This is a genomic window from Pseudoalteromonas sp. J2K-J979 (assembly GCF_058169715.2).
This window is the reverse complement of the sequence record NZ_CM200282.1, coordinates 80443-93197: the sequence shown is the minus strand read 5'-3', so window position 1 is coordinate 93197 and position 12755 is coordinate 80443. Positions and strand designations below refer to the sequence as shown.

Genomic DNA, 12755 nt, shown 5'->3' with positions numbered 1-12755 from the left:
TTTACTTGTTTTAAGCATTTTTTATTCTCAATATTTGTTTTTATGGGTTTTATTAATTAAATCATTGGTATTTGTTGGAGTATATACCTAATTAACTTAGCCGAATTTAAGGTATAAAAAAACCCACATGAAGTGGGTTTTTAACACGCTAGCTGATTATAAGCGGTCAATAACAGCTTGAGTGAAGTCAGTGGTGCCATGGCTGCCACCTAAATCACGAGTTGTTCTGTCACCAGATTTGATTACATCAGCCACCGCTGAGCGAATTCGCTCGGCTGTATCACCCATATCTAGGTATTCTAACATTTGAATTGACGCTAAAATAACCGAAGTAGGGTTTGCTAAATTCTTACCTGCAATATCAGGAGCACTACCGTGTACAGCTTCGAAAATTGCAGCATTTTCACCAATATTAGCGCCTGGTGCCATACCTAAACCACCTACAAGCCCAGCACATAAATCAGATAAGATATCACCGAATAAGTTTGTTGTTACAATGACATCGAATTCTTCTGGGGTCATAACTAATTTCATACACGTTGCATCAACAATCATTTCTGCTGATTCAATATCAGGGTATTGCTCAGCTATTTCACGTGCAACTTTTAAGAATAAGCCCGAAGTTGACTTTAATATATTTGCTTTATGGACTGCGGTTACTTTTTTACGGCCTTCACGACGTGCTAATTCGTATGCAAACTTCACAATTTTTTCAGCGCCTTCACGTGTGATTTTACTCATCGCTTCAGCTTCATTGCCATCTTCAGAGACTACTTGACCTAAACCAGAATACATTCCTTGTGTGTTTTCACGCACTGTGATGATATCAATATTATCATAACGTGCTTTTGTGCCTTCAAATGACTTCACAGGGCGCACGTTTGCATATAAACCAAACTGCTTTCTTAGCGTTACGTTGATAGAGGTAAAGCCTTCACCGACAGGTGTAGTAAGTGGGCCTTTGAGTGTGATTTTATTTTTTTCGATAATGTCTAAAGTGTCTTTAGGCAATAATTCGCCAGTTTTTTCTAATGCGGCGAGACCAGCATCAACAAATTCGTAGTCAAAATCACAGCCAGCTGCAGTTAAAATTTCAATTGCAGAATCAATAATACTTGGGCCGATGCCGTCACCTTTAATAACGGTAATAGTTTGCTTAGCCATTTAAATTTCCTTTAGAAATAAGGGACAATCAGAATTGATATACATCCTGATCGAATTACTATTCAATCGCACTTTATAGCAATTTTGGCGCTAACTTTCCAGATTTAACGTCATAAATAGCACTAATTGCCTAGAAATAAAGCAGTTTAAAAAGCACAACAAGCAGAGATGCCTAGGACATAATCATTTTCTTGCTCTGATAACAATTGTTTGGGGGTAAGTTGAGTTTTGAGTAATGCATTCGAGCGTTCAATTAATGCATTACTCAATGCACATGGTTCTATCTGTGCGCTAAATAATTGATTAATCTGTGAGATAGTAAGGATTAAGCAAGCAAGTTCCTGCGAAACGGTTGCAGGTTTAACGGTCTTAATATCAGCTAAACGAGCCAAAGCCTGATGCCAGCTGCGAGGGATACGAGGAGATAGCTTAATAGTATCAGGCAGCGAAGAATGGGGGGCAAGCATTAATAATGTGCTGATTTCAAGCCTCTGTAGCCCTCTGCATGGAGCAACCTGACTGACATGCCTAATTCTTCCATTATGTTTATTTAGCAGTGCTAATACGGCCTCGAGAAAACAGATGCTCGCGTATTCTACGAAGTCATCATAACCTTGTCGTGCAAAGGCCTCAATCAAAGACACGGTACAGTTGATTTTAGCATGTAAGTTTTTATTGTTAGGGGATCTAAAATCACTAATTTGTTTAAGCAGGGTTAGTTTATGGACAATTAATGGGACACGAGTTGGGCCAAGTAGTAACACTGCATGCTTTAATTCGCTGATTGTTTGCGTGGTTTGTTGCGTTGCAAAGTCACATAAAATTCGCGAAACGTCTGGATCACTCCCTAATACGGATAATAGAGGTTCAATCTGCCAGTGTTGCCGAGCATTTAATTGCTCGATTATATTAATCGGTTGGTTGGAGTCCAATAGGCCAATAGCTGTCGGTTCTATGAAACGCTCGACAACTTGAGCTAGCGGTTTAAACCACAAAGAAAATAGCAATCTGGGATCATAACAACTCTGTTGAGATAAGCATTGATCAGGAATTGATGAAAGTGGGTGCCATTTTCCATCGGCACTCACTACATTCTTATTAAATTTAAAGGTGAGGTGTCGAGCTTTTGGCAGCTGGCACACATACATGAAACGTTCAGTTTGGACTTTAAAGCAAGTGCCTGGCAGCATTTCTGGTAAATGTGCGTTTAACTCTAAAAGTAATGAGCGAAGATAGTGACATTGAAAGTTGAGGTAGCCGTATTGCAAAACACGATGTAAAGGCAGGCCTCGAAACGATTTTGAAGGTGTAACTTTCTTAGCTATAAAATTACACAACGCGATGATTTTCGTATATTGATTATCGAGATGAGATAGTTGATTTCGTGCAAGACGCTCTTGGCTTTGTTTCAAAGTATCCAATACTTCATAAATAATAGGATCTTTGACTTGCCCGGCTTGTAGCAATTTACTCGCTAAATTATAACGCTGAAGCCAGAGTTTTTGGCTCTGCAACGATAAAGGTTCTTGATTTGCTAATAAGTTTGATTCTTTTTGAGCACAAATTAGCTGAACTAAATTACATCCAATTAAGCTATATCTCGTTTCTGGATGAAATTCTAGAGCATTGACTAAGGCAGTACATATTATCGTTTGATTAATAATTAGGTTGGTTGTGTAACCTTGTTTGGCAATATAAAACAAGAGCTGAGCTTGCATTGCCCTGGGATTTTCTTGATAAGCTTGATCATATTGTTCTGCTAGCTTACTAAGTAATGGGAACAATTTTGGCCATTTATCTTTTTGATAATACAAACGTAACACATTATGCGTTGAATTGACGAGTTGTTGTAATTCAGTCGCATTAAAAGAGGTCATATGGCTCCATTCTGATAGGTTGCTAAGGCTCCTAGGCCCCAAGCAATAAGCATTCCGTTTTTAAATAAAATACCTGTGCATTCGTCTTGGGTCGTAATCCCATCAGATTTTACATGTTGAGTACGATAAAAAACAATTTGGTAGGTATCAGTGTGTCCATTTTTAGCAAATGTCAGATCGGGTGAACCTAAATGGTCAAAAACATTATCGATAGTTGTGGGCGTTTTTAAATTTAACTTACTGATAAATCTATTATTAAAAGATTCTCTGTCTCGCCAATTCATAGAAGCAGGATCATCCTGATAAAACACGATGACTAAAGTGGCTAAAATAATGTAAAGACCAATGCCTAATAAAATATAACGAATGATTTTTTTCGTCATTCAAAAAACCTGTAATAAATGGCTTGATTATCTCAAACATTTAAATAATGTAACTATGATATATTAAATCAACCGTTAAGTTTAGTGCCTTTGAATACGAATAGACTTAAGGTTGAAGCCAAGATGGATATCACATCGAAGCGTGGCTAATTGTTTGGATATCACAAAGTCTTCTAAGTTTTTTTCGAGTTTAGAAAGATATCGATTGTCGAGTGTTTTGTCTTTTAATGTTTGCGCCACGCCTCCAAATTGATTAATTATCTGTTGGGCTGTTTTCTTCCCGATCCCTTTTACGCCAGGAATATCATTTGTCTTATCGCCCGCAAGTCCCCACAGTTCTGTCAGCTGCTGTTGTTGAACACCAAATTTTGAGTGACTGATGTTTTTATCCAGATAATGCCCCGCAAAATAATCATAAATATGAATGTGGGTGGCTAAATGAGGAATAAACCCTTTATCGGTTGATACAATTATGCTGTCAATCTGTTGTTGGGCGGCTTTATTAGCTAAAGTGGCAATGACATCATCAGCTTCATCATTATCGGGTGTGAAACTAAGAATGCCTGCATCATTAAAGCTTTGACGAAAAAGGGCGAGTGACGACTTTAATTCTGTCGGCATAGGATTACGAGACGACTTATATTGTGGGTAGTAATGATGTCGCCAGCTTGTTTCTCCGTCAAATACGGCAATCGCATGAGTGGCAGCCGTGAGCTTGACCAGTTTATCACTGGCACGTTCGACACGGCGGCAGGCATTTTTTATTGCTTGATTAGGATCAGGATTCTGCGAGCTATCAACTGCAAAAATGCGCCGAATCAAATTCAACGCATCAATTATCAATAATTTTTGTGGCATTATGTTTTAATTTTATAACAAGGAATGTATTTGCTACCTGGTAACTTCATTCTACCTTGTTCAACGAATGCTTGCAGTAGCAGATCCATGTCTTTCATTAGGCTTTGATCACCCGATAGTAAAAATGGACCATGTTGTTTAATTTCTCTGATACCTTCATCTTTTACATTTCCAGCGACAATGCCAGAAAATGCGCGCCGAAGATTTGCAGCGAGTGCTTGAGGGGCTTGTCCTAGGTGAAGATCAAGCGAGGCCATATTAGCGTGTGTTGGCGCAAATGGCTGTTGAAAATCATTTTCAATTTTAAGCGTCCAATTAAAATGATAGGCATCGCCTTGCTCTTTGCGGTAATCTCGGACTTTTTGCATCCCTTGTTTGAGGGATCTCGCGACAGCTTCAGGATCACCGACAATGACTTCAAATTTTTCTAACGCGACTTTTCCTAAAATCTTTTCAACGAAGCGGCATATTTCATCAAAATAAGCTCGGCTTTCTTTTGGCCCAGTTAAAATAACGGGTAAATGCTGTTTGTCGTTATCTGGGTGTAACAGTATTCCTAATAAATATAACAATTCTTCAGCTGTCCCAGCTCCGCCAGGAAAGATGATAATACCATGAGCAACACGGATAAAAGCTTCAAGGCGCTTTTCAATGTCCGGAAAAATAACCAGTTCATTCACGATTGGGTTAGGTGGCTCTGCAGCAATGATACTTGGCTCTGTTAAGCCTAAATAACGGTTATCGGTGATCCGCTGTTTAGCATGACCGATCGTGGCTCCTTTCATTGGCCCTTTCATCGCGCCCGGTCCGCAACCAGTACAAATATTTAAGCCTCTTAAGCCTAATTGATAGCCAACTTCTTTGGTGTAGCGGTATTCAATTTCATTAATAGAGTGACCGCCCCAACAAACAATCATGTTTGGATCGGTATTAACAGGTAGCGCATTGGCATTACGCAACATATCAAACACGATATGAGTGGTATGTGCGGAATCTTTGATATGTGCTTTTGGAGAATCATACTTACTATTAATGAATAATATATCGCGGATCACAGAAAATAAGTGCTCATGGATACCTCGAATAATTTGCCCATCTACAAAAGCTGATTTCGGTGGATTGATCAGCTCTATTTTGATGCCCCGCTCGCGGCTTAGTAAGTTGATATCAAAATCATGGAACTTATTATAAATTTCTTCGCTTGAGTCGGTGTGGCTACCAACATTAAGTACGGCTAACGAACAATTTCGGAATAATCGATATAACTCTGATGTTGAAGAGCGAGTTAACGAGTCAACTTCGACTTGAGAAAGTAAATCTAAACTACCAATGGGATTAAGCTGTACTAACATGGATATTTCCTTCTATCACTTAATAACTAATTAATTTAACTATAGTTTTTATACAATAGAAGGTAAAGTTTATTTTTTGATGACTAACCGGTCTCGACCCGAATTTTTAGCTGAGTAGAGCGCTTCATCTGCGCGGTCAAACACTTCTTGCGGGCTATCTGTTGATAAGAATTGCGTAGCACCAATAGAAATGGTTATTTGAACACTTTTATCTTTAAAACGAAACGGAATTGACTTAATGCCTTTTCTAATTTTTTCAAGTGGTTGAATTATTTGATTAAGATCAGAGTCCGGCATGATTAAGGTAAATTCTTCGCCCCCGAAACGGGCAATAAAATCCGTTGTTCTAATTGTTTTTTTCAACGCGCTGGCGATTACTTGCAAAGTTTTATCTCCTGCGCTGTGACCATAGTTATCATTAATGCTTTTAAAATGGTCTACATCAATGACCACTAAACAGAGATTTTTTTTAGTTCGTTTAAAGCTTTGGTATTCAAATTCTAAGCGCTCATCAAATGCAGCTCGATTTGGCAATTTAGTTAAAGAATCTTGGAGACTTTTAAACTTTTGTTCGGCGAGTCTGTCTCGGTATGTTTTTGTTTCTTTTTCGAGGATGTCAATGCGCTTTTGCATCACATTGAGAGATTGACTGATAGATTCTCTTTCTTGAATTTCGAGCTCTTCTTTGAGTTTAATATCAAGTGTGAGCGCTTCGAGTTTTTGACCGACTAACTTCTTTAGTTCTGTCACTGAATTTGCCGTTTGTGTTTCATTATTCAGTTGCGTGATTTTATCATCAATCTGTTGGTTCAATTCAGCCATTCGATGCCCGACATCTCGAGAACGATTTACCGAATCTAAGAGAGACTGATGCAGTAGCGCCAATGTTTCGTTGATCGCTAAGAGAAACGTTTGAGCAGACTGTCTTTCTTGTGAGATGGTTGCAACGATGAGCCTGATAATATTCATGCAGCATTCGAGTAAGACAGAGAGTTGGTTATTACTCGCAATCTGGTGCTTAATCCGATCAATTTCTTTGGCATTGTTGCCTTCAAAAGCGAGTTGGCTGGTTAGGTTGAGTAATTCTTGTGCTAATTCAGGTGCTAAACTCTGAGGCTCAGCCTGAATATCACCATGTTTGTTATTCAAAACTTGGTGATAAATATCAACTAAACGCGACAGTACAGGAACAAAATCTTGAGTAGCTTTGATGTCATCTAATTCAGTGGTGAGTAGATTTCGCAGGCTACGTCTTAATGCATCCGGGACTCCTTTAGATTGTTGCAGCCGCTTACCTGCATCATTAACGGTTTGATGTAATTCTCTAATATTGGCCGATTGGCGTAATTCTTGTTGTGCAAGTAGTAAGGTAATCTCATCTAAAAGTGGTTTTAAAATCTCAAAATCAACGCCTTTATTTATGGCTGCCCTAAATTTAGCGAGGCGGTTGTCGAGTTCGAGATCTAATCCTTTACATGTCAGCGATAATTTTGCGACAAATTGAACCAGAGAACTCACTTGACTTTGACGAGCTTGTTCGACGACATCACGATTTTTAACGGCAGATCGTAATTTTTTTTGTAGAGACTCTAATTCGGTTTGATTTGCCACTGATCCAATTAATCCTTTATTACAGCTGATAATTCTATACTAATACATTATATGCCAAAAGAGATAGAACTCCATGCCTTGGGTCAATAAATAGCTGCTATTTACTCGGATGTTTCGCTGACTATGCTTTTATCGAGCTAGCAAATTAAAAATGGAGTTGTTACCCTAGTTTAATACTAAGAATATAGGAATCTAAAGTGGCTAAATTACATTCAATTTTCAATGTGTCCTTGTTAGTTTTTTCGTCTTATCTGCTGGCCGATGTTAATTATCAAATGACAATTACTCAGCCAGAGCATCATTTATCTGATATCCGCGTTAATTTTCCTGCTACGGCGCAATCTTTTTTAGATGTAAAATTACCGGCTTGGCGCACAGGCAGGTATGAAATCCTTAATATGGCAAATGGTGTGCGTTTATTTAGTGCGACGGATAAAGATGGGCAGCCATTAAAGTGGGAAAAAATTGAAAAGAGCACGTGGCGAATTCATTTAACCCGGCCAACAGAAGTCTCGTTGGATTATCAAGTGTATGCCAATGAGCTAGGCTCTCGTTCTAGGCATATCGATGACAGCCATGCGTTTATTGATGCTTCAGGATTTTTTATGTATAGCGAGAGTTTTCGTCAAGAGCCAGTAACAGTCAAACTTAATGTGCCTAATACGTGGCGCAGTGTGTCGGGAATGAACTCGGGTCAAACAGCCCATCAATTTGTAGCTGATAATTATGACGTATTAGTTGATTCACCGATCGAAACAGGTATCAACCAATGGCATGAATTTTCGGTCGATAGCCGCCAATATGAGTTAGTGATTTGGGGGCATGGTAATTATGATGTGCAATTAATGCTGGCAGATCTTAAAAAATTGGTTAAAACAGGGTCTGAAATTTGGCATGATTATCCATATCAACGTTATGTATTTATGGTTCATGCAACCTCTGGAGCACGAGGCGCGACTGAGCATTTAAACTCGACTATTATACAACGCCATAGAGAGAGCTTTCAAAAACGAGATGATTATTTAGGGTTTATCTCAACTGCGGCTCATGAGTTTATCCATACCTGGAACGTTAAAGCATATCGACCCGAAGGGATGGTGCCGTATGATTACATCAATCCAAATTATTCCAAACTTCTTTGGTTAGCAGAAGGATCCACCAGTTATTTAGAAGAGCATGTGTTGTTGCGCGCTGGCATTATGACGCAAAAAGAAATGTTTAAACAAATGGCCAAATCAATTAATCGTCATTTAGCAACACCTGGGCGATTTATTCAATCAGCCTCTGAAACTAGTTTTGATAAATGGATTAATCAAGGCGGCGACCATGGCCGTAACTACAGTACCAATATTTATTCGGAAGGTGCATTGGTTTCGTTTGCTCTTGATATTGATATTTTAAAACGCACAAATGGCGAAAAAAGTTATCGTGATGTACATCAACTACTTTATAAAAACTTTGCTTTGCCTAAAGGGTTCAATGAGCAAGATGTGATTGGCATTTTAAACTCGTTAACAAATGTTGATTACGCCAACTGGTGGCAAAGTCACATCACTGAACCCGCTCAAATTGATTTTGAAGCCTTACTAAATGAGATTGGCTTAGAATTAGTGTACCCTAACGGATACAAAATGATTGCCGATCCACAAATGAGTTTTCACTCAGGTCGTGAACTAAGTACGCTAACAGGTGTACAACGAAATGGTGTCGCTTGGCAAGCAGGCTTAACGACTGAAGATATCATCGTCGCAATTAATGGAAAAAAAGCACCTGCAGATTTAAAAGGCTATTTCACTCAATATCGACCCGGTGAAACAGTTAAAGTCGATTTCTTTAGGCGAGATACCTTGATGACGACGACGTTAACTTTTGCTGGAAAGTCAGACAAAGAAAAGATTATTCAGGTTGTTGCAAACCCTACTGAACAACAAAAAGCACTTTATCAGGCTTGGATAGGTCATTCGTTGATTCTCTAATTTGGAAAATTAAGATAACACTGGAGACTTATCGCCCAGTGTTATCTTCGTAATCTGAATCTGCGCGAGGCATTTTCAAAATTTCATCACGTTGCTTTTGTGTCAATAAGATCCAATCATAAATCTCATCTTCTGTTCGTCCACAGCCCGTACAATAACCTTTGAGTCGATGACACTGGCCAATACACGCTGTTTTTAGTGGAACTGGTTTATTTTTACTCATTTTGATTCTTAATCGTGCGTAATACTTTACATACTAAAGAACTGACTATTAAAAGCAAAAGCTAACTGATACCATTTTCGTCTCGTTTAAAAAAGGAAAGAGCATGCGTTTTTTAATTTTATTTATCTCAATGATGAGCTCAGCCGTAATAGCGAAAGATTTTAGCGGTCTATATAAACAACTTGACCCCTCAGTGGTTATTATTTATTCAGATTCTGAAGCAATGCGGGCCACACCTGGTCGAACAGATTTAGTCACTATGACGTCGAGTAGTTTAGGTACAGGTACGATCATTAATAATGAAGGATTGATACTGACCGCTGCGCATGTTGTCAATAGTGCTGATGAACTGACGGTTGATGTGAAAAATAAAGGAAAATTTAAAGCAAAAGTATTATCGACTTACCAAAGTGCCGATATTGCTTTAATTAAGCTATTAACCCAAGAAAATGATTTTAAAGCTGTAAAAGTGGCGGACTCAGATCGGACAGACATCGGTGAAGAAGTGTTTGTGATTGGCACACCGTATGGGCTGGGTCACACACTAACAGTTGGTCACCTCAGTGGTAAGCGCACACACACAGGCCTTGGAAATCGAGAAATGGAATTTTTGCAAACCGATGCAGCGATTAATCAAGGTAATTCGGGCGGACCTCTGTTTAATGCCCAAGGCGAACTAATTGGTGTCGTGAGTTATATCGAAACGAAATCAGGAGGCAACGAAGGGCTGGGCTTTGCAGCAAGTAGTAATATGGTAAAACGAATTTTAATCGACCAGCCATTAATTTGGTTTGGGATGGAGTTTTCTGTGTTATCTCCGGGCATGGCTGCGGCATTTAATGTGCCACAATCATCGGGATTGCTGGTGGAAAAAGTTGCGAAACAAAGCTTTGCAGATCAAGTCGGTATTAAAGCTGGTGTCGTTGAAGCGACAATCCAAAATCAAACAATTGTGATTGGTGGAGACGTGATTCTAGCGATTGGCCCAATTACGATTACAGGTGAAGAGTCAAATTACGAACGAATAGTCCAATATTTAAACTCAGTGAAAGGCGGGGAGCGGATCCCGTTTAAGTTACTCCGTAAAGGTGCTGTGATAGAAATGTCAGCAGAGAAACCCAATAAACGAATTAAGCTAATTTAATCAATGTTTTTAAACGTAAGTCATTTTTTTGAAAAGTTCACTTGGATAAGTTCGTTAACATTAGCCAATCGAATTCTAATCTGTATGGGGCTTGGTTTGTTGATTGGGGTATTCACTGATTCCCCCTTACCGGCTACCGATACTTTATCTAATGCATTTGTTTTATTATTACAAATGACTGCATTGCCTTTTGTTGCTTTATCTTTGATCAGTGGTGTTGGCTCGTTATCGAAAGAACAAGGGCTTGCTATTTTAAAGCACGGCAGCTGGATCCTCGTTGGTTTGTTACTGCTAACCTTGAGCTTTGTGTTATTGGCGCCGTTGGCGTTTCCTGATTGGATTAACTCCTCTTTTTATAGCGCGAGCATTATCAAAACCTCTGAAACGGTAGACTATGTAAAATTGTTTATCCCCAGCAACCCTTTTGCTGCCTTTGCTAATACGGTTATTCCTAGTGTTGTGTTGTTCAGTGTTTTTATGGGAATAGGGTTAATAAGTCTTCCCAATAAATCGAGAACTATAGATGTGCTCAATGATCTCCAATCGGCTGTCGGCAAGATTAGTTCTTTAGTGATGAAAACCGCGCCGATAGGGGTCTTTTGTATCGCCCAAAAAGCCGCGGCAACCCTCGATGCAGAGGCAATCTCAGGCTTAGTTGTGTATATCTCAGTAGTATGTGTGGTTGTATTTATTACAACCTTTGTGGTGTTACCCGCTGCGGTTGCTACGCTCACACCGGCTAGATATAAGGATGTATTAAGAATATCGCAAGAAGCGATGATAACAGCATTTGCTACGGGTAGCTTTTTTGCTGTATTGCCAGTGATCACGACACAAATCAAAGAGTACATCGAAGATTACTCAAAAACTCAGCCAAATATCGCACTGATCCCTGAAATAATTGTACCGATGAGCTTCAGTTTACCCACGGGAGGGAAATTACTGACGATTGTATTTATACTGTTTGCAGCGTGGTTTTCAGGTGAGCAGATCTTAGTTACTGATTATAACAATCTGATAATTTCAGGTTTGGTTCAGCTGTTTGGTTCGACAACCTTGGCGATGCCTCATTTACTTGAACTATTTAATATTTCGAGCAGTATGTTCGAATTATTTATTATTAGTGACAATTTAATCGTCGGACGATTAGCAGCCTTGTTATCGGTGATGTTCACGGTTTCTATGACGTTGTTAATTACAGCGACTTTAGTGAAAAAGATCACGTTTAAATGGCGCGCATTTTTTAAAGCGATGGTGATTATTCCTATCATTACCAGTTTGTTTTTGTATGCACTAAGTTTCGTACTTGATGCTTTATCACATCGTTATGAAGGCTATGATGCGTTTATTGATCGTGATTTTTTATACAGCCAAGCAGCCCATTTAGAAGTGAAATCGCCACCGAAAACTATTCCAATTATAAAACAAACAGAGACCTTAAAACGGATCCAAGACAGAGGCATTCTTCGGGTTGGCTATTATCGTGATGACTTACCTTATGCATTTCATAATAAGCAAGGTAAGCTAGTTGGCTTTGATATCGAAATTTTGTCGATATTAGCTGCGGATTTAGGTGTGAAAGCTGAATTTGTGAAGATTTATCGCAAAGAAACCGTGGCTCTGCTTGAGCAAGGTTACCTCGACATTGTTACTGGGATCCCGCTCATTCCCGACAACATGCAAAAGTACACGTTAACAGCCCCTTATACAGAACAATCTTTGGCGATTTTAACTCGAGATATGCGTCGTGGGGATTTTATCGATTGGCGAAGTGTCCGAGAGCGAAAAGATTTTATAATCGGTGTGCCTGAATCTTTCTTTTATCAAAGCATCATCAGGAAGAACTTTAAAGCGGGAAAAGTATGGGAAATAAGCAGCCCTCGACTCTTTTTTAGAGAAGATTACCAACATATCGATGCGATGATCTTTGGTGCAGCCAGTGCTTCAGCTTGGACATTGCTATATCCTGAATATACGGTTATCACTCCCAAACCCGTTTTACCGCCGGTATCAATAGCGTTTCCGATAGCTAGTCATGATCCGAACTTCGAGTTGTTTATGCGAAATTGGATTTTGATGAAGCAACGTAATAGTACATTTGATAAGTTATTTACTTATTGGATTGAAGGAAAAAAACCCGACTATGTAATGGAACAATAAAAAAGGG

At 39.1% G+C, this 12755-nt stretch carries 10 protein-coding genes; 3 read left to right on the top strand and 7 right to left on the bottom strand.

What is annotated here, in order from left to right:
- Positions 1-156: 156 nt before the first annotated feature.
- The 6 genes from AC3KVK_RS16920 to AC3KVK_RS16895 form a co-directional block, all read right to left on the bottom strand.
- A complete protein-coding gene (locus AC3KVK_RS16920) occupies positions 157-1164 on the bottom strand; it encodes an isocitrate dehydrogenase (RefSeq protein WP_490310492.1) in 1008 nt (335 codons plus the stop codon).
- A gap of 146 nt (positions 1165-1310) precedes the next feature.
- The gene (locus tag AC3KVK_RS16915) at positions 1311-3041 is read right to left on the bottom strand and encodes a hypothetical protein (protein ID WP_490310493.1); all 1731 of its coding nucleotides are present in this window, start codon (positions 3039-3041) and stop codon (positions 1311-1313) included.
- Positions 3038-3424 carry a DUF3192 domain-containing protein gene (locus tag AC3KVK_RS16910; protein WP_490310494.1) on the bottom strand — a complete coding sequence of 129 codons (387 nt, stop codon included), beginning with the start codon at positions 3422-3424 and terminating at the stop codon, positions 3038-3040. The genes AC3KVK_RS16915 and AC3KVK_RS16910 overlap by 4 nt, the downstream gene beginning before the upstream one ends.
- Before the next feature lie 81 nt (positions 3425-3505).
- Entirely contained in the window at positions 3506-4282 is a 777-nt protein-coding gene (gene xni / locus AC3KVK_RS16905) for a flap endonuclease Xni (RefSeq protein ID WP_490310495.1), read from the bottom strand.
- Positions 4282-5634 carry a nucleotide 5'-monophosphate nucleosidase PpnN gene (ppnN, locus tag AC3KVK_RS16900; RefSeq protein ID WP_490310496.1) on the bottom strand — a complete coding sequence of 451 codons (1353 nt, stop codon included), beginning with the start codon at positions 5632-5634 and terminating at the stop codon, positions 4282-4284. The genes xni and ppnN overlap by 1 nt, the downstream gene beginning before the upstream one ends.
- A gap of 69 nt (positions 5635-5703) precedes the next feature.
- A complete protein-coding gene (locus AC3KVK_RS16895) occupies positions 5704-7245 on the bottom strand; it encodes a GGDEF domain-containing protein (protein WP_490310497.1) in 1542 nt (513 codons plus the stop codon).
- Between the two features lie 197 nt (positions 7246-7442).
- Between AC3KVK_RS16895 and AC3KVK_RS16890 the strand changes: the two genes are divergently transcribed.
- Positions 7443-9221 carry a M61 family metallopeptidase gene (locus AC3KVK_RS16890; RefSeq protein ID WP_490310498.1) on the top strand — a complete coding sequence of 593 codons (1779 nt, stop codon included), beginning with the start codon at positions 7443-7445 and terminating at the stop codon, positions 9219-9221.
- Between the two features lie 28 nt (positions 9222-9249).
- Here AC3KVK_RS16890 and AC3KVK_RS16885 read toward each other — a convergent pair whose 3' ends face one another.
- A complete protein-coding gene (locus tag AC3KVK_RS16885) occupies positions 9250-9444 on the bottom strand; it encodes a DUF1289 domain-containing protein (RefSeq protein ID WP_490310499.1) in 195 nt (64 codons plus the stop codon).
- A 103-nt stretch (positions 9445-9547) separates the two neighbouring features.
- On the opposite strand from AC3KVK_RS16885, the gene AC3KVK_RS16880 reads away from it, so the two are divergent.
- On the top strand, positions 9548-10588 hold the full coding sequence (locus AC3KVK_RS16880) for a S1C family serine protease (RefSeq protein ID WP_490310500.1): 1041 nt from the start codon (positions 9548-9550) through the stop codon (positions 10586-10588).
- A 3-nt stretch (positions 10589-10591) separates the two neighbouring features.
- Positions 10592-12748 (top strand): cation:dicarboxylate symporter family transporter, encoded by a 2157-nt coding sequence (locus tag AC3KVK_RS16875; RefSeq protein WP_490310501.1) that lies wholly within the window; start codon positions 10592-10594, stop codon positions 12746-12748.
- Positions 12749-12755 lie beyond the last annotated feature (7 nt).